This window comes from Streptomyces sp. NPDC059092 (assembly GCF_042756365.1).
GTDB lineage: Bacteria > Actinomycetota > Actinomycetes > Streptomycetales > Streptomycetaceae > Streptomyces.
Genome location: NZ_JBHZEJ010000022.1, coordinates 31,780 through 49,265 on the forward strand (window position 1 = coordinate 31,780; position 17,486 = coordinate 49,265).

Below are 17,486 nucleotides of genomic sequence, written 5' to 3' on the forward strand. Positions count from 1 at the left end.
ATTATGCGTGCAGCACGCTTCCATGAATACGGCGGAGCGGAGAGCCTGGTGATCGAGCAGGCCCCCGACCCTCACCCCGGACTTGGCGAGATCCGTGTCCGCGTCGCGGCGGCCGGCGTCAATCCCATCGACTGGAAGCTGCGCGCCGGCGCCCTGCACCAGCTGATTCCCCTGGAGCTGCCCGCCATCCCCGGGCGCGACGCCGCCGGCGTGGTCGACGAAATCGGTGACGGAGTGCAGGGGGTGAGCATCGGCGACCGGGTCTTCGGGCTGGGCGGTGTCACCGGCGCAACCGCAGAGCTGGCCGTCCTCTCCGCCTGGGCCCACGCCCCCGACACCTGGAACGATGAGCAGGCCGCGGGCGCCGGCCTCGCGTCCGTGACCGCGATGCGTGGCCTGAACGCGCTCGGCTCCCTGGCGGGACGCACCCTTCTCGTCGAGGGCGCCGCCGGAGGCGTGGGCAGCGCGGCAGTCGAGATCGCTGTGGCACAAGGCGCCACCGTGATCGGGACAGCCGGCGAACGCAACCACGAGTTCCTCACCTCCCTCGGCGCCCTTCCCACCACCTACGGCCCCGGCCTCGCGCAGCGCCTCTCCGCTCTCGCTCCGCACGGCGTCGACATCGCGCTCGACACCGCGGCCTCCGGATCCCTGGACGACCTCGTCGCGATCACGGGCGACCCGACACGCGTCGCGACGGTCGCCGACCACGCGGGCGGGCAGCGCCTGGGCACGCATGTGGTCAACGCGGAGAACGACTCCACCCTCCTGTCCGCGGCCGCGGAACTGGGCAGGCAAGGCCGCTACACACCCCGTATCGAACAGACCTACCCCCTGGAGCGGATCGCCGACGCCCACGCGCACGCCGAGCGCGGACGCACACGCGGAAAGATCGTGATCTGCGTCTGAGGCGAGGGCGCGGCGCAGATGCGCCGGCCCGCCAAGCGATGATCTTGGCGGGCCTGGCGCTGACTGCTCAGCGCTGGACGCCCCACGCCTGTCTGCCGTCGTCCTCGTGCAGCTCCGGCATGCCCGGGGCGCGCGGCGGGCGTGGGCCGCCGTCGACCGGGTCGACCGCGCGCAGCAGGTGCGGGGTCCTGGCGATCCGTCCGTACTCCGTGAACGCGGTGCCCGGCGAGCGGGGTGGGGCGTTCCTCGTGGCCGAACATCCGCAGCAGGTCGTACGCCCGCACCTGCCCGGTGACAGGGAGCCGGCCACCCGGAGCATGTCCGGCCAGTGGTTCCCCCGGCCGTGGGTGTCACGTTCGGTCATTCGCGTACCTGGTGGGTATGGACGGGCGTGGGGGTGAGCCTGGTTCAGGGCATGAGGGGGAGCTTGCCGACGATCTTGTCGACCGGGTTGCGGGGGCCGACGACGCTGACCGCGCAGTAGTCGATGTCCTCCGTCGGGGTCTTGCCCACGGCCGTGATGAAGTCGCTGTAGACGCGGGTGCTCTGGGCGGCGGCGGGCACGTCGGCCACGAAGATGTCAGCGCGGGAGGCCGCCTTGGCGCGGATGGTGCGCAGCGTGGCGGAGTCGGCGACGAGCACCGAGCAGCCCGCCCAGGGCAGGCCCGGGTGCACGGTGCCCTCCGCGTCGGCGGCGTCGGTGCCCAGCAGACCGGGGACCGCGGTCACCGTGGGGGCGGCGGCGCAGATGGCGGCGTTGGCGGCCCGGCCGGGAGGCAGGTCGGCGTTGACGACCACGACCCACTTGAGCCGGGCCTGGCGGGTGGACAGGGTGAAGTCCACCTCCTCCGGTGCGAAGCCCACCGTCGTCGCGCTCGGTGCGTTCATCGCAGACATGGTAATCCTCTTTACTCGTGCGGACAGATCGGAGAATGTTAGGCAGATATGCCGGATCTGGGCGCTGTCTCCGCATCTTGTTCGCCAAAGGAGGCGCTTGCAGGGCGGTCGGCGAACGTGATGCGGCGATCGGGCGGAAACTCCGTCGCTCGTGCGGAGGGGCGATGGCGAGACATCGTGGGCAGGCACGTGGTGATCATTCCGGCGAGGACCAGTGCGCAGCCGGCCCAGGCCAAGGGCGGGAGGCGCTCGTGGAGAAAGCAGTACGCCGATCAGGGCCGAGGCCAGGGGGGCACAGCACCGCCGCCGCCATCACCAGCCCCGTACCGAGGGCCGGGCCGTTCTCTCGTGCAGCCATGACCGCGAGGCCAGGCAGGAACCCGACAGGGCTCCCTGCTCGCCGAACTTCATCCGGCGTACCGTGCATCTCATGGAACTTGATGCACTGGACCGGGCCCTGCTGCGCGAACTGCAGAACGATGCGCGGCAGACCAACCGCGACCTGGCGGCCAAGACCGGGGTCTCTCCCTCGACCTCACTGGAACGCGTCAGGCTGCTCCGCGAACGCGGCGTCATCACCGGATACCACGCGGCCCTGGACCTCGACGCCGCCGGCCGACCCGTTCAGGCGCTCATCTCGGTGCGCATCCGGCCTCCGGCCCGCCCGGTCATCGAAGGGTTCCGCGAGTGGGCCGCGCGACTGCCCGAGGTGATCGGCCTGTTCGTCACCTCGGGCGCTCACGACTTCCTCATCCACATCGCTGTCCCGGACGTCGACAGCGTGTACGCCTTCGTCATCGACCGCCTCACCGAACGCCGCGAAGTCGCCGACGTGCAGACCACGATGATCTACGAGCACGTCCAGTCCCGCTGCATCGAGCCGACCAGCTCGGATCGGCCCCGCTCCGCACACCGGCCCCGCTGACCGGGTCCGCGTCACCGGGCGCGTCCCCGGCGTCCGCACGCTGACACTCACCGGGGAGGGCGCCCCGCACACCGTTACGCTAGAACCCGGTTCCGAGGCCCTCCACCACGTACGCGCACTCCGTGTAGATGTAGCCGGGCTGGAGCTTCGCCGTGTCGGCGCCGGAGGACGTGGCCGTGCTGCTCTTGGACTTGTGCAGGAAGTACGTGGTGCCGACCGGCAGGCTGATCGTCTTCTGCGGGTAGTTCTTGCCGCCCTTGCAGGCGGTGAGCGAGGCGCTGACCGCGGTGGAGTACCGCGAGCAGCTTCCGCACCCCTTGAGGGTGATCGTGCCGGTGACCGGGCCCGTGTACAGGACCTCGACATCGTCGGGGCTGTCGTTCTTGATCGTGACCGAGATGGAGCCGCCGGAGGCCGTCGTGGGCAGCCGCTTGCCCGCGGCGGGCTCGTCCTGGGCGATCTCCGCGGCGATGGCGATCTTCTCGGCGCGCGCCCGGTTCTTGTCGTGCCTGTACGCGGTCAGGAAGTCGTTCATGGTGGTCAGCGCCGTGTCGAAGTCACCGTCCTTGTACTGCTCGACACCGCACGCGTACGTACCCGACCGGATGTGCGCGTCCGCCCTGCCGGTGTCCTCGGTGAGCGCCTCGGCCACGCCCGCCCGCTGTCCGGGCAGCGAGGCGGCCTGCGCCCTGAGCGTCCGCAGTGTGTCGGTGGCCGCGCACGGGCTGGAGCCCTTGAGGCCCTTGGCGGTCGACTCGATCGTCGTGCGGACGGCCGGCTCGACCTTCGCGGCCTGGCCGGACCGCGGGAAGGTGGTGAGCAGTTCGGCGAGGTTGCCGCCGTCCTGCGCGACGGCGGCGTTCTTGCCCAGGTCGCCCACCCCGCACTCGTACAGCGAGGTGGCGAGCCGGTCGTCGGGCCAAGTGACCAGCGGGCCGAGCCGCTTCTTGTCCATCGTGTCCGGGACCGTACGCAGATAGGTCAGCGGCTCTATGGCTCCGCAGTAGTCCTTCTCCTCGTACGGGGCGCCGACCGCCTCGTAGTACGCCGTGAGCCGGCTCGGAACGCGCTTCGCGGCCCGGGAGCCCGGGTGGTCCGCCTGGAGGTCGTGGTAGGTGGCGAGCGCCTCGGTGAGGGCGGGCTCCGCCGTGGCGAACGGCTCGATCCGCGCGCTCTCGACCAGTTGGTCGGCCTCGTCGAGCCGGTCCAGCAGCAGCTTCTGCGTGGCCTCCTCGCGCGCGCGGTCGTACAGCACCACACCGCCGACAGGCGCGGCGAGCAGCACCAGTCCGAGCACCAGGGCGACGGGCGCCCGCGGCGGCCAGGCCAGTGAGGTGCGCAGCCCGCCGGCGGCGCCGTGCACCGCCGCGAGCGCCAGGAAGACCAGGTACGCGGTGAGCGGGCCGCGGGGAACGCCGTCCGGGTCCGCGGGCAGGGCGATGAACAGCAGGGCGCCGGTCGCCGCCCAGCAGACGGCCATCGCGAACCAGCGGCGCACCAGCGCGTAACCGAGCCCGAGACCGCTCAGGTTGAGCAGGGCCACCGCCACGGCGCGCAGCGGGTCGGCCGGCCCCGGCGGTACGGCGGGCGGTGCGGTCGGTGGCGGCGGCACCGTGAAGCCCCCGGATCCACCGGGCCCGCCGTACCCACCGGGCCCGCCGTACCCACCGAGACCGCCGGGTTCCTCGGGCTTGCCGAACTCGACGGGCCCCGTGGCCCCGCCGCTTCCGTCGGCTCCGCCGAAACCGCCGCTTCTCCCGGCTCCGCCGAACCCGCCGGCTCTGCCGGATTCCCCGTTTCCGCGCTGCTCGTCCCAAGACATCGCGACTCCCCCCAGTCGTCGAACTCACCCCGTGCAGACCCGCATTGTAGTGCCCTTCCCGACCATGTCTGCCCCGTCGTGAACCCCCGCACGCGCGCCCACGACCTGGGGCGAAACCTCGTGGGGCACCCGGAGCAACGGCCGTTGCCGGCGTGCCCCTCCGCCCCAGGACCCTTGACAGGCCACACGCGGCTCCCTACTTTCACGGGGCAGATGAAACGATTCATTGCCGAGTCGTAACGGAGCCGCATGGTGATCAGCAGAAGACGACTGCTCGGAACCACCGCAACTGTCCTGGGAACAACCCTGGCCGTAGGGCCCCTTCCCGCTGCTCGGGCCGCCACGGCCACCACCGACGCCCCGGTCGCGGGGAAGGCGGCCCTGCGTGTCACCGCGCCGACCGTCGAGTACGTACGTCAGCCGCTGGGCATCGACACCCCGCACCCCAGGCTGAGTTGGCCCTTCGTCTCCGCACGCCCCGGCCAGCGGCAGACCGCCTACGAGATTCGGGTCGCCACCGCCCCGCACCGCCTGTCCCGGCCCGATGTCTGGGACAGCGGCAAGGTGGTCTCGGCGGAATCCGTCCTGGTGCCGTACGCGGGCCCGGCGCTCGCCTCCCGCACCCGCTACCACTGGACCGTGCGGGTCTGGAGCGCCGACGGCTCCCCCTCCGCGTGGTCCGAGCCCTCCTGGTGGGAGACCGGACTGACCGCCCCCGCCGACTGGTCGGCGCGCTGGATCGGCGCGCCCGCCGCGCTGGTCGGCGCGCCCAAGATGGACGGCGCCTCCTGGATCTGGTTCCCCGAAGGCGCCCCCGGATCCAACGTCCCGGCGGCCACCCGCTGGTTCCGTACCCGGATCGACGTCCCGGCGGGCGTCACCCGCGCCCGCCTCGTCCTGACCGCCGACGACGGCCTCACCGCCCTGGTGAACGGCGTACAGGTCGCGCACACCGACGCCGACGGGCCCGCCGAGAACTGGCGCCGCCCCACCGTCGCCGAGGTGACGGACGCGCTGCGCCCCGGCGCCAACGTGATCGCCGTGTCGGCCGTCAACGCGACGGAGAGCCCCGCCGGACTGCTCGGCCTGCTGGAGCTGACCACCGCCGACGGCGTACGCGTCCTGCCCACCGACGCCACCTGGCGCACCACCGACCGGCAGCCCGCCGACGACTGGACCTCCACCGGCTACGACGACGCCTCCTGGCCCGCCGCCCAGGTCCTCGCCCCGTGGGGATCAGGGCCCTGGGGACGGATCAGCGTCTCGTACGCCCCCGCCGCCCAACTGCGCCGCGAGTTCAGGCTCCCGCGCAAGACGGTCGCGCGGGCCCGGCTCTACGCCACGGCCCTCGGCCTGTACGAGGCACACCTCAACGGCGAGCGCGTCGGCGAGGACCGGCTCGCGCCCGGCTGGACCGACTACGGCAAACGGGTCCAGTACCAGACGTACGACGTCACCACCCTGATCGGCCCCGGCGCCAACGCGCTCGGCGTCACCGTCGCCGCCGGCTGGTACGCGGGGAACATCGCCTGGTTCGGCCCGCACAACTACGGCGAACGCCCGGCACTGCTCACCCAGTTGGAGGTCACCTACACCGACGGCACCACCGAGCGGGTGGTCTCCGACACCGACTGGCGCGCGGCCACCGGCCCTGTCACCTCCGCCGATCTGGTGATGGGAGAGGAGTACGACGCCCGGCTGGAGACCGACGGCTGGACGCGCCCCGGATTCGACGCGACGGGGTGGCTGCCCGTCGACACCGCCGAGGGGGCGCCCGCCGCTCTGGTCGCCCAGATCGACGCCCCCTCACGGGTGGAGACCGAGATCCGGCCCCGGAAGGTCACCGAGCCCAGACCGGGAGTCTTCGTCTTCGACCTCGGCCAGAACATGGTCGGCACGGTCCGGCTGACCGTCTCCGGCGCCGCGGGAACCACCGTACGGCTGCGCCACGCCGAGGTCCTGAACCCCGACGGCACCCTCTACACCGCCAATCTGCGCACCGCCCGCGCCACCGACACGTACACCCTCAAGGGCGGCGGCAGGCAAACGTACGAGCCGCGCTTCACCTTCCACGGCTTCCGCTACGTCGAGGTGACGGGCGTCCGGGACCGGCCGGCCGCCGACGCCGTGGTGGGACGGGTCATCCACACCTCCGCGCCGTTCACCATGGACTTCCGGACGAACGTCCCCCTCCTCAACCAACTGCACAGCAACATCACCTGGGGACAGCGAGGCAACTTCCTCTCCGTACCCACCGACACCCCCGCACGTGACGAACGGCTCGGCTGGACCGGCGACATCAACGTCTTCGCCCCCACCGCCGCCTACACCATGGAGTCGGCGCGCTTCCTCACCAAGTGGCTGGGCGATCTGCGCGACGGCCAGCAGAGCGACGGCGCGTTCACCAATGTCGCGCCGGACATCGGTGAGGAGAACGTCGGCGCGGGGGTGGCGGGCTGGGGGGACGCCGGGGTCACCGTGCCCTGGGCGCTCTACCAGGCGTACGGGGACACCCGCGTGCTGGAGGAGTCCTGGGACCCGATGCTCGCGTGGCTCGACTACCTGAAGGGGCACAGCAGCGGACTCCTCCGCCCCGACGAGGGGTTCGGGGACTGGCTCAACATCGAGGACGAGACGCCCAGGGACGTCATCGGCACCGCCTACTTCGCCCACAGCGCCGACCTCGTCGCGCGGACCGCCGCGGTCCTGGGCAAGGACCCGGAGCCGTACACCACCCTGTTCGGCGCGGTCCGTGACGCCTTCCGCGCCGCGTACGTCTCCGCGAACGGGCGGATCAAGGGCGACACCCAGACCGCGTACGTCCTCGCCCTCTCCATGGACCTGCTGGCCGACGCGGAGCGCGCGCCCGCCGCGGACCGGCTGGTCCAGCTCATCGAGGCCAAGGGCGGGCACCTGTCGACGGGATTCCTCGGGACCCCGCGGCTGCTGCCCGTACTCACCGACACCGGACACATCGACGTCGCGTACCGGCTGCTGCTCCAGCGGACCTTCCCCAGCTGGGGGTACCAGATCGACCAGGGCGCCACGACGATGTGGGAGCGCTGGGACTCCATCCGTCCTGACGGCACCTTCCAGGACGCCGGGATGAACTCCTTCAACCACTACGCGTACGGCTCGGTGGGGGAGTGGATGTACGCGCACATCGCGGGCATCGCACCGGGCGCCCCCGGCTTCCGGAAGATCATCGTCCGGCCCCGTCCCGGCGGCGGGGTGACGGAGGCGAGCGGGCGCTACGACTCCCTCTACGGACCGGTCACCACCCGGTGGAAGGCCGCCGGCGGCAGCTTCCGGCTCACGGTCACGCTGCCCGCCAACACCACCGCGGAGGTCTGGATCCCCACCGCGGACGCGGCGCGCGTCCGCCACGGGGAGACCCGCTTCCTGCGGGCGGAGGACGGCTGCGCCGTCTACGCCGCCGGTCCTGGCAGCCACCACTTCACGGGCTGAGACACGGAGGAGACCGGCCCTTCCGCGAGGCGGAGGGCCGGCCTTCACTCGGGGCGCTCCCGCCGCGCGTGGGCGCCACCGCCCCGGCGACGCGGATAGGTGCACAGAAGAAAGATGGTGGCGAGAACGGCGACGGCCTGCGCGACCACCGTGAGCCGCTTCTCGCCGTACCAGACGGGCTCGTACATGTTGGGGATCGGCCCCAGCGCGCCCACGTCGACGTAGCGGTAGACCAGCAGGAGCGCCAGGCCGCCCGCCGCGACCAGCCAGGCGAAGATGTCGCCGGGCACCCGGCGCCAGACCAGCACCAGCAGCGCCGCGAGCGCCGCGAGGCCGGCCTCGGCACGGAACAGGTTGCCCTGACCGACACCGGCGGAGACGGCGTCGTACCGGTCCGCGAGATGCGCGTGCAGATACGCGTCCACCGCCAGCCCCGCCGCGGCCAGCACCCTGGCCACGGCGCGCAGCAGATCCAGGGTCCGCCGCGGGCGCGGGGGCGCGGTGAACTGGTTCGAGAACATCGTTTCTCCCGGACTCGGCGACCCCGCCTTCCACTACACGGCACGCCCGGCCGCCGGGCCACCGGGCAGAGCCGTCCGACGTACCGGCCCGTGGACGCCGGCGGCCTGCTGAGGTACGCGGGTGTTGGCCGTGCCCAGGGGGCCCGCTCCGCTGTTGACCTGATGGCCGGTCCGCGTGGTGACGCGCTGACGCGGTGACACCGCAGTGACGCAGTGAGGAGTCTGACGCAGTGAACCCGAGCGACAAGAGCCTGTGGAACCTGCCGGCGCCGCGCCCACGCCGCCGGATCGGCCGCTGGTTCGCGCTGGCGGCGGCGCTCGTCGTCCTGGGCGCGGCCACCGCGGGAGGCTGGATCTACACCCGGCTCAGCGGCAACATCCACGGCGCGGGCGTGTCCGGAGCACTCGGCGACAACCGGCCACGCGCCACCCAGGGCGGCGAGAACATCCTGGTCATCGGCTCGGACAGCCGGGCGGGGGCCGGTGACACCTACGGCGGCGGACTGACCTCGATGCAGTCCGACACACTGATGCTGCTGCATGTCGGTGGCAGCGGCCGGTGGGCCACGGTGGTCTCGTTCCCCCGTGACTCCTGGGTACGGATCCCCGCCTGCGACCGGGGCGGCGGCACCACCTCGGCCCCCCACCACTTCAAGATCAACGAGGCGTTCGCGATCGGCGGCTCCGGAGGTGACACGGCCAGGGCCGCCGCCTGCACCATCAGAACGGTCGAACTGAACACCCGGGTACGGGTCGACCACTTCATGATCGTGGACTTCCGGGGGTTCACGGGCATGGTCGACGCCCTCGGCGGCGTCGAGGTCTGCCCCACGGCGCCGATCCACGACGCGAAGGCCCGGCTGGATCTCGAAGCGGGCTGCCAGACGGTCAGGAACGAACAGGCGCTCGGGTACGTACGGGCCCGCTACAGCCTCGGTGACGGTACGGACCTCGGCCGGATCGGCCGCCAGCAGGAGTTCATGCGGGCGCTCGTCACCAAGGCGAAGGCCGCGCTGCACCGGCCGGCGGCGCTCTACCGGTTCCTCGACTCCGCCACGGGGGCGCTCACCACCGATCCCCAACTGGCCGGCCTCGCTCCCCTCCACACACTCGCCTCGGGCCTGCGGGGCCTGCCCACCGACCGGATCTCGTTCCTGACCGTGCCCAACTATCCCCGCCAGCGTGATGTGCCGGGCGACACGGCCAACGTCCTGTGGCACCCGTCCGCCGCCCGGACGCTCTTCACCGCGCTCACCCACGACCGGGAGCTGACCCGCGCGCGGCTCGAAGCGGCGACGCCGCCGCTGCCCCCGGCCGCGGGCACGGTGGCGGTGACCGTCCTCAACGGCACCGGCGTCCCCGGCAGGGCCCGCGAGACCGCCGACCGGCTGCGGGCGCTCGGCTTCCGTATCGCCGCCACCGGCAACGCCCCCGCACCGGCCGACCGTTCCTCCCTCACCTACCCCGAGGGGCTCGCGGATCAGGCGGGGACCCTGGCCGCGCGGTTCCCCGGGATGGACCCCGCCCCGGCGGACGCGGAGGCCTCGGGGACGGTGACGCTCACGGTGGGCCCGGACCTCCCCGAGCCCACGGGATGAACGGGCGCACCGCTCCTGGGCCGTTCATTCGTGGAGGGTGACCAGGGTGGTGTAGGCGCGCTGGAGGAACGCCTGGTCGACGGCCGGGGTGGTGTTCGCCAGCGCGACCACGGCGGTGCGCCGGTCCGGGACGAAGCCGGCGAAGGCGGTGAAGCCCCGGGTGCCGCCGGAGTGGTGGTACACCGCTCCGTCCGGCCGGACCCGGATGTTCCAGACGAGCGCCAGCCGCCGGGTGCCGCCGCGCAGGGCGAGCCGGGGCCGTACCGCCTCCGCGAGCGCCGTACCGAGAGGCCCGTCCGCCGTGCCGCGCGCCGGCCCCTCCGCCAAGGCGTCGAGGAAGGCCAGTAGATCGGGCGCGCTGGAACGGAGCGCGCCCGCGCCCGGGAGACCGGGGATCCGCCAGGAAGGGCGCGCTCTGCCGTGCCAGTACCCGGTGGCCTGCGGAAGGTCAGGGTCGCCGCCGGTACGGCGCAGGCCGAGGGGGTCGAGGACGCGCTCCGCGAGGAGTTCCCCGTACCCGGGGCCGCCCGGGGCCGCCCGGGTGAGGAGGTGACCGAGCAGCCCCACACCGAAGTTGGAGTACCGCACCCGCTCGCCGGGGCGGGCGTGCGGCCGGGTCCTGGCGAGGGAGCGCAGCAGGTCGTCGGTGGAGAACGCGGCGTACGGGTTGGAGAACCACTGGGCCGCCGCCCCGGCGAGCAGACCGGGCGGCAGCCGGGGCAGCCCCGCGGTGTGCGTCGCCAGATGGAGCGGGGTGATGGGGCCGCCGCGCTGCTGGGGCAGCACGGCGGGCGGCAGGAAGCGGGCCAGCGGATCGCCGTACGCGACCTCGCCCCTGGCGGCCTGTTCGGCGAGGAGCAGCGCCGTGAAGCACTTGGTGAGCGACCCGATCTCGAACCGGGTGTCCGCCGTGACCGGCGCGCCGCCGCCGGACGCGGTGGTGCCGTACGGTACGACGGCCCGCTCTTCGCCCCGGCGCAGCGCCACCACCACCGCGCAGGCGCCGGAGGCCGCCGAGGCGAGCGCGGCGGCGGGGGCGCGCGCCCACACCGGCGGTTCACGCTCGCCGTCGCCGTCCGCCGGCCGGACAGCGGTCACCGGTTCGCTCACCGGTCGCCGCCGAGGGAGCGCGCGACCGCGAGGGTGCCCGCGACGGCCGCCACCACGGTGGTGTGGTGATGTGTCTCGAAGCGTTCGCCCGGGCCGCCTTCGAGAGGAGTGCCGTCCCTGGGCAGCAGCCCGTCCTCCTGCTGGACGGCGGCGAGCCGCGCCCAGTCGGCCGGGTCGATGTGCGGCTCGGGCAGACAACTGCCCACGATCATCAGCTCGGCCACCAGGTCCCATTCGCCGATCTCGGCCCAGATGTCGATCCAGGCCGGCAGCCAGCGGCCGAGGTAGCCGGCGAGATCGGCGGGGAGGTCGCCGGGGAGACGTCCCCAGTCGGTGATGTGGAAGACGGTGTGCGTCATGTTGTACGCGGTCATCCAGTCGATGAGCCACGGCTCGGGAAGTGCGCCCAGCCAGGTCTCCCGGGTCAGCCGGGCCCAGTCGGCGGCGCGCCCGCCCCCGTCGAAGCCGCTGATGCGCGCCGCGTTGGCGACGGCGAGGCGCCGGTTGGGCACCATCTCCATGGCGCGCGCCGAGCGCAGCGAGGTGGTGTGGGTGAGCAGCCGGTCCAGTTCGTCATGGCGGTAGCCGCTGCGCGCGAAGTGCGCGTACGTCTCCAGCGGATCGCTCATCAGCGGATAGCGCAGCAGCCGCTCATGGAGCATGTCCCCGCCGCCGAGCTGCTTCCAGGTGAAGTCCAGCAGTTCGCGGGCGAGCCGTAGCTCCGTACTGCCGGCCACCGCCTCCCGCAGGACCAGCGAGGCGGCGAGCGCGGTCTCGCCCAGCGGCTTGTAGACGGTGTCGGGCTCGGCGAGTTCGGCGGTGGTGTCGGGCGGGAGCGCGCCGTGCTCGCGGTGGGTGTGGAGCCAGCGCAGGGCCCGCAGGCTGACGCGGTGGGCGGTCTGTGTGACGGACATGGCCATCGGGTCTCGGTCCGATCGGGGCGGTTCGGTGGGGTGCGGGGCGGGCGGCGGCCGGGGCCACCGGAGTTCATACGGTGAGCAGCCTGCGGGCGATCGCGGTGTCCAGCGCGAGCCGGTCGCCGCCCGCCAGCAGGGAGATGTGCTCCACGAGCGGCACCGGGTCGAGCGGTGTCCGTACCCCGTCGCTGTGCAGCCAGGCGAGCCAGCGGACGATCCGGGCGGCGGTCGGGTAGTCCCGGCGCAGTACGGCGCGGGTCGCCCCGCGCGCCAGACCGAGCGGGGAGCTGCGCGCCGCGTCGTGCACCGGGCCGTCGAGGCCCGGCAGGGCGAGGGTGGAGAGCTGTCCCATCGTCACGGACCAGGCGGCCCAGGCGTCGCCGTCCGCCGCGGCCGGTCCCGCGGGCGGGGGAGGGGCGGGCTGGACCACCGTGAGCCGCCCGTCGGTTCCCCGGCCCCTGCCTGCGTCGGCCTCACCGGACAGCACGGCCAGCAGGGTGACGGTGCCCCAGTCACGCCAGGCCATCAGCCAGGGGTTCGCGGGCCCGGCGGGCGGCGGCGGGGTGACGTCCCGTGCGGGCGGCAGGGCGGTGAAGGCCAGTGCGACCGCCTCCGCGTCCCGGGGGTGCACGGGGGCTCCGGCGAGCAGGGCGGGGGCGAGGGCGTCCGCGCCGAGGATCCTGATGGCGGCCAGCGCCGCGCCGGGGTCCGGGGCGCTCTCGACGTGTTCGGCGACCATGGCGGTGCCCCCGGCGCCCCGAAGGGCGCCGAGGGCACGTCGTGCCAGGCCGGCCGCTGATTCTTGATAGGAGGTCTGCGACCGGTCGGGGCTCATCGGCCCTTCGGCTCCTTGGGCTCCTTCGGGGACAGAAGGGCCAGCAGCAGCAGAACGCCGGCGGCTTCCGGCGCGTACACCGGGGCGTCGCTCAAGGGTGCCTCGGGTTCGGCCATCGCCGTACCCAACGCGTCGGTGTCCAGAGTGATTTCCGTCGGCCTCATGGTCTGAGAAAGCATGGTGGGCTCCTCATGTAGATGCCATCGCCCTTTCTGGGCTATGCCGAGGCCAACTTTAGGCATAGATCGACAAATCAACCAGTTGGGACAGTAGTTTGATACTTCATTCCGTATGTCCGTTCTAGGCCGACCGTCCGTCAGGGACGTGGAAGGGGACCGTGGTCACCACGATTTTCGGCAGCGGCCGGAGCGCGCGCCGCAGCCGCCCCGCCAGCCGGCTGTGCAGAACGCGGTGCCACCAATGGCGTACGACGATCTCCGGGATGATGACGGTGATGGTCAGATCCGGTCGCTGCCGATGCAGCGACTCCACATAACTGATCAGGGGGGTGACGATCGCACGGTACGGGGAGACGATGATCCGCAGCGGCAGATGGTCGCCCCACAGCAGCCATGCCGCGCGGAACCGCTCGGCGTCCTCGTCGCTCGGGCTGACGTGCAGTGCGAGGACCGGCTGCTGGAGCGAGGCGGCGTAGGCCAGGGCGCGCATGCTCGCCCGGTGCAGCGAGTCCAGCGCCACGACGGAGAGATGGCGGATCTCCTCGGGGGACTCCTCCGGCTCCGCGTCCGGAGCGCTCTCGGGGTTCTCGGCGCTCCCCGCTTTCTCCGTACGCTCCGCGTCCCGCGCGTCCGCTGCCTTCTTCGCCGGCCGTGGCTCCCCGTTGGGCAGGGGCGCGATCGTACGGCTCGGGATCTCGATCTGCTGCGGCCGCAGCCGCAGCGCCTCCGTCACCTGCGCGTAGTGGCGGTGGATCCGCGTCGTCACCAGCAGGAACACCCCGACGGTGAGGATCGCGAGCCACGCGCCCTCGGTGAACTTGGTGATGCCCGCCGTGATGAAGACGAGCGCCGACAGCACGGCGCCGGTGGCGTTGAAGGCGAGGCTCTTGCGCCAGTGCCGGTCCCGTCCGCGCCACCAGTGCACCACCATGCCGCTCTGCGACAGGGTGAAGGCGAGGAACACCCCCACGGCGTACAGCGGGATCAGCGTCGCCGTGTTGCCGTCGAACGCCACATAGACGAGCGCAGCCGCCACGGAGAGCACGATGATGCCGTTGCTGAACGCCAGCCGGTCGCCCAGCCGCAGGAAGATGCGCGGCGCGTGGTTGTCGCGCGCCAGCAGGAAGAGCACCCGGGGGAAGTCGTTGTACGCGGTGTTCGCCGCGAGCAGCAGCACCAGCGCCGTCGCCGCCTGGGTGAAGACGTACATCCCGCCGGAGCCGAAACTGTGGTGCGCGAGCTGGGAGAGCACCGTCTCGTCCGACCGGGGGACGACCCCCTCCAGATGGACCATCGCGATCGTGCCCGCGAACAGGGCGATCAGCAGTCCGATCATCCAGGACAGCGTCGTGCGCGCGTTGCGCCAGGGGACGGGCTTGAACGCGGGGACGGCGTTGGAGATCGCCTCGATCCCGGTCATCGCCGTCGACCCCGACGCGAACGCCCGCATCACCAGCAGCAGCCCCACCCCCTCCACCGCGTGCAGCGGCGGATGCGGAACGGGGGTGAAGTCGCGCCCCGCCGCGTCGTACAGCCCGAACGCCACCAGCGCCGAGATGGCGACGATGAAGGCGTACGTGGGCGCCGCGAACAGCGCCCCCGCCTGTCTGACCCCCCGCAGGTTCCCCGCCAGCAGTACGGCGATGACCAGCACCCCGATCGGCACCACGTCCCCGGAGAGGCCGGGGATCGCCGAGGTGACCGCGGCCATCCCGGACGACACCGAGACCGCCACGGTGAGGATGTAGTCCGTCATCAGCCCCGCCGCCGCCACCAGCCCCGGGATCCGCCCCAGGTTGTCCGTCGCGACGATGTACGAGCCCCCGCCGTGCGGGTACGCGCGGATCGTCTGACGGTACGACAGCCCCACCGCCAGCATCAGGAAGACGATCGCCAGCGACACCGGCACCGAGTAGGCCAGCCCCGCCGTGCCGCCCAGCACCAGCACCGCGAGCAGCGCCTCGGGTCCGTACGCCACCGAGGACAGCGCGTCCGCCGAGAGCACCGGCAGCGCCACCACCTTGCGCATCCGCTCCCGCACGACCGCCGTGGACCGCAGCGGCGCGCCCAGCACGGCCCGGCGCAGCCGCGCACCGAACCCGCCGGCCGGGGCAGGCTCCTTCCGGCTCGGCCCCACCACCGCCCCCGGCGGTCCGCCGACCGTGGTGACATGGACGAACCTGCCGAAGCGCGGCGGCACGATCTGCTCGGGCTCGGGGTAGCTGCCCAGATCCGGGTCGACGGGCAGCGCGCCCCGCCACGCGGCGGGGGCGGCGGACGCCCGCCCCCACTCCTGCCCGATCAGGCGCAGCGTCTCGTCCTCGCCCCGGGATGCTTGAGTATCCGTCACGCCGTCGAGTCTCTTCGCCGGACCGCGCCCACCGCCCCGGCTGACGCCCGCGACACACACGCGCACACGGCGACAACCCGTACGGCCGAACCGACCGGATCCGGTCACGCCGGGTGACCGGATGAGCGCGGGGTGACCGGAAACCTTGGTTTAACGGAAGCGCAACCGGCCGGACCCGGGCCGCGGCGACAGTGACTGGCAACTGTTTACAGACCTTCCTGAACAGGGAGAACGCCAGTAGGGAGCAGTCCGGTGAGAGTTGGAACCACGCGAACAGCCGCGGTGTGCACGGCTGTTGTTTTGATGGCCGCCCTGTCCGCCTGCGGCGGATCGGGGCCGGCGGCGCCGGCGGGGCCGGCCGAGGTCGCACCCCCGGAGAACCTCGCCTCGTCCGGCACCCTCACCTATGGCACGGCGGCCACCTTCCCGCCCTTCGAGTCCAAGGCGGCCAACGGCGATCTTGAGGGCTTCGACATCGACATGATCTCCGCCCTGTCGAAGTCGATGGGGCTGAAGCCCAAGCCCCTGGACATCGATTTCGACGGACTCATCCCGGCGCTGGCCGGCAAACGGACCGACATCATCAACTCGGCCATGTACATCACGCCCGAGCGCGAGAAGCAGGTCGACTTCGTTCCCTACATGATCATCGGGGAGACCCTGCTCACCCCGTCGGGCAACCCGAAGAAGATCTCCCGGGTGCCCGAGGACCTCTCCGGCAGGACCGTCGCCGTCACCCGGGGCGCGATCGGCGAGACGTACATGAACGCGTACAACAAGGACCTGAGGAAACAGGGCCGCGCGCCGATGAAGATCATGTCCCTGCCGAACAACCAGGACGCGATGCTCGCCGTCCGGAGCGGCCGCGCCGACGCCTTCGACACCTCCACCCCGGGCGCGGCGGCCACCCTCGCCGGGACCAAGGGCACCTTCACCCTCGCGGCGACCTTCAAGAACGAGACGAGGATCGGCATAGCCGTCCGCAAGGGGGACACCGCGACCGCGACCGCCGTCAGAAAGGCGCTGGACCGGTTCGTCCGCAGCGGTGACTACGCCGCACTCATGGCCACGTACGAACTGCCCAAGTCCTCCGACTACCTCACCGCCTCCGCCGAGGCGTCCCCCGCCACCTCCACCCCGGCCGGTGGGTCGTGACGGGATTCCTGGACAAGGCGGTCTCCACCGACTTCCTCACCGCCTCCCTGCTGACCTTCGTGCTGACGGTCCTCTCGATGGCCCTGGGCATCGCGGGAGGTGTACTGCTCGCCCTGGTCAAGGGGGTCCGATTCGCCCCGCTGCGGTGGCTCGCGGACGCCTACATCTGGTTCTTCCGCGGCACACCCGTGCTGCTCCAGCTCATCTTCGTCTTCAACGTGCTCCCGCTGTGGGGGCTGAGCCTGTCCCCGTTCACCTGCGCCGTCATCGCGCTCAGCCTCAACGAGGTCGCCTACATGGCGGAGATCGTACGGGGCGGACTGCTCGGCGTGGACAAGGGCCAGCGCACGGCCGCCCACATGCTCGGACTCTCCGAGACGGGCATCCTGCGCTGGGTGGTCCTCCCGCAGGCGACCCGGCTGATCCTGCCGCCCACCGGCAACCAGTTCATCGGAATGCTCAAGACCTCGGCGCTGGCCTCCGTCGTCAGCGTCCAGGACCTGATGCTCACCGCCCAGCGGCAGGCCGCCGCCGACTTCGACTACGTCGGATCCCTCGGCGCCGCCGCCGTCCACTACCTCGTCCTGACCACGGTGTTCACCCTCGTCCTGCGCCAGGTGGAGCGACGGCTCGACGTCAGCCGGCGCGCCTCGGCACGTCGCGCCAAGGACCCCGCCCCCGGCTCCACGGCGGCCCTCGACCCGGCGGCCCGATGACGGCCGCGCGCCGGGCGACCGCCGCCGACACGGCCGCGGCCGCCGACGCCGAAGCGACCGGCCGCACAGCCACAACCCGAACCG

Annotated in this window: 15 protein-coding genes; 6 read left to right on the plus strand and 9 right to left on the minus strand. The window is 72.4% G+C overall.

Translation table 11 applies throughout. The features are described 5' to 3' along the window. The first annotated feature begins 3 nt into the window (after positions 1-3). Positions 4-909 (plus strand): NADP-dependent oxidoreductase, encoded by a 906-nt coding sequence (locus tag ACFXPL_RS15660; protein ID WP_384918524.1) that lies wholly within the window; start codon positions 4-6, stop codon positions 907-909. A 67-nt stretch (positions 910-976) separates the two neighbouring features. On the opposite strand, the gene ACFXPL_RS15665 is transcribed toward ACFXPL_RS15660, so the two are convergent. Both ACFXPL_RS15665 and ACFXPL_RS15670 read right to left on the minus strand, forming a co-directional pair. Next, positions 977-1,273 (minus strand): Tn3 family transposase, encoded by a 297-nt coding sequence (locus tag ACFXPL_RS15665; RefSeq protein ID WP_384918527.1) that lies wholly within the window; start codon positions 1,271-1,273, stop codon positions 977-979. Positions 1,274-1,317: 44 nt separating this feature from the next. Continuing rightward, positions 1,318-1,797, minus strand: coding sequence for a DUF2000 domain-containing protein (locus ACFXPL_RS15670; protein WP_384918530.1), 480 nt, complete (start codon positions 1,795-1,797; stop codon positions 1,318-1,320). 439 nt (positions 1,798-2,236) lie between these two features. Here ACFXPL_RS15670 and ACFXPL_RS15675 point away from each other — a divergent pair, with 439 nt between their 5' ends. Further along, positions 2,237-2,731 carry an Lrp/AsnC family transcriptional regulator gene (locus ACFXPL_RS15675; RefSeq protein WP_384918533.1) on the plus strand — a complete coding sequence of 165 codons (495 nt, stop codon included), beginning with the start codon at positions 2,237-2,239 and terminating at the stop codon, positions 2,729-2,731. Positions 2,732-2,810: 79 nt separating this feature from the next. Here the strand turns inward: ACFXPL_RS15675 and ACFXPL_RS15680 are convergent, their stop codons facing one another. Further along, the gene (locus ACFXPL_RS15680; RefSeq protein WP_384918536.1) at positions 2,811-4,553 is read right to left on the minus strand and encodes a hypothetical protein; all 1,743 of its coding nucleotides are present in this window, start codon (positions 4,551-4,553) and stop codon (positions 2,811-2,813) included. Positions 4,554-4,805: 252 nt separating this feature from the next. On the opposite strand from ACFXPL_RS15680, the gene ACFXPL_RS15685 reads away from it, so the two are divergent. Further along, the gene (locus ACFXPL_RS15685) at positions 4,806-8,021 is read left to right on the plus strand and encodes an alpha-L-rhamnosidase (protein WP_384918678.1); all 3,216 of its coding nucleotides are present in this window, start codon (positions 4,806-4,808) and stop codon (positions 8,019-8,021) included. A gap of 44 nt (positions 8,022-8,065) precedes the next feature. On the opposite strand, the gene ACFXPL_RS15690 is transcribed toward ACFXPL_RS15685, so the two are convergent. Then, the gene (locus ACFXPL_RS15690) at positions 8,066-8,542 is read right to left on the minus strand and encodes a hypothetical protein (RefSeq protein ID WP_384918539.1); all 477 of its coding nucleotides are present in this window, start codon (positions 8,540-8,542) and stop codon (positions 8,066-8,068) included. 230 nt (positions 8,543-8,772) lie between these two features. Between ACFXPL_RS15690 and ACFXPL_RS15695 the strand changes: the two genes are divergently transcribed. Next, positions 8,773-10,140: an LCP family protein gene (locus ACFXPL_RS15695; RefSeq protein ID WP_384918542.1), complete on the plus strand. Its 1,368-nt coding sequence runs from the start codon at positions 8,773-8,775 to the stop codon at positions 10,138-10,140. A gap of 24 nt (positions 10,141-10,164) precedes the next feature. On the opposite strand, the gene ACFXPL_RS15700 is transcribed toward ACFXPL_RS15695, so the two are convergent. The 5 genes from ACFXPL_RS15700 to ACFXPL_RS15720 form a co-directional block, all read right to left on the minus strand. Beyond that, positions 10,165-11,238, minus strand: coding sequence for a serine hydrolase domain-containing protein (locus tag ACFXPL_RS15700; protein WP_384918545.1), 1,074 nt, complete (start codon positions 11,236-11,238; stop codon positions 10,165-10,167). Between the two features lie 8 nt (positions 11,239-11,246). Continuing rightward, positions 11,247-12,170, minus strand: coding sequence for a DUF6895 family protein (locus ACFXPL_RS15705; RefSeq protein WP_384918548.1), 924 nt, complete (start codon positions 12,168-12,170; stop codon positions 11,247-11,249). A gap of 67 nt (positions 12,171-12,237) precedes the next feature. Beyond that, positions 12,238-13,002 carry a hypothetical protein gene (locus ACFXPL_RS15710; RefSeq protein WP_384918551.1) on the minus strand — a complete coding sequence of 255 codons (765 nt, stop codon included), beginning with the start codon at positions 13,000-13,002 and terminating at the stop codon, positions 12,238-12,240. Continuing rightward, the gene (locus ACFXPL_RS15715) at positions 12,999-13,181 is read right to left on the minus strand and encodes a hypothetical protein (RefSeq protein ID WP_384918554.1); all 183 of its coding nucleotides are present in this window, start codon (positions 13,179-13,181) and stop codon (positions 12,999-13,001) included. Before ACFXPL_RS15715 ends, ACFXPL_RS15710 begins: the two co-directional genes overlap by 4 nt. A gap of 121 nt (positions 13,182-13,302) precedes the next feature. Further along, positions 13,303-15,210, minus strand: coding sequence for an APC family permease (locus ACFXPL_RS15720; protein ID WP_384918681.1), 1,908 nt, complete (start codon positions 15,208-15,210; stop codon positions 13,303-13,305). A 624-nt stretch (positions 15,211-15,834) separates the two neighbouring features. Between ACFXPL_RS15720 and ACFXPL_RS15725 the strand changes: the two genes are divergently transcribed. After that, the gene (locus tag ACFXPL_RS15725) at positions 15,835-16,686 is read left to right on the plus strand and encodes an ABC transporter substrate-binding protein (protein WP_384918557.1); all 852 of its coding nucleotides are present in this window, start codon (positions 15,835-15,837) and stop codon (positions 16,684-16,686) included. Beyond that, the gene (locus tag ACFXPL_RS15730; protein WP_384918559.1) at positions 16,683-17,402 is read left to right on the plus strand and encodes an amino acid ABC transporter permease; all 720 of its coding nucleotides are present in this window, start codon (positions 16,683-16,685) and stop codon (positions 17,400-17,402) included. The genes ACFXPL_RS15725 and ACFXPL_RS15730 overlap by 4 nt, the downstream gene beginning before the upstream one ends. The last annotated feature ends 84 nt before the right edge of the window (positions 17,403-17,486 follow it).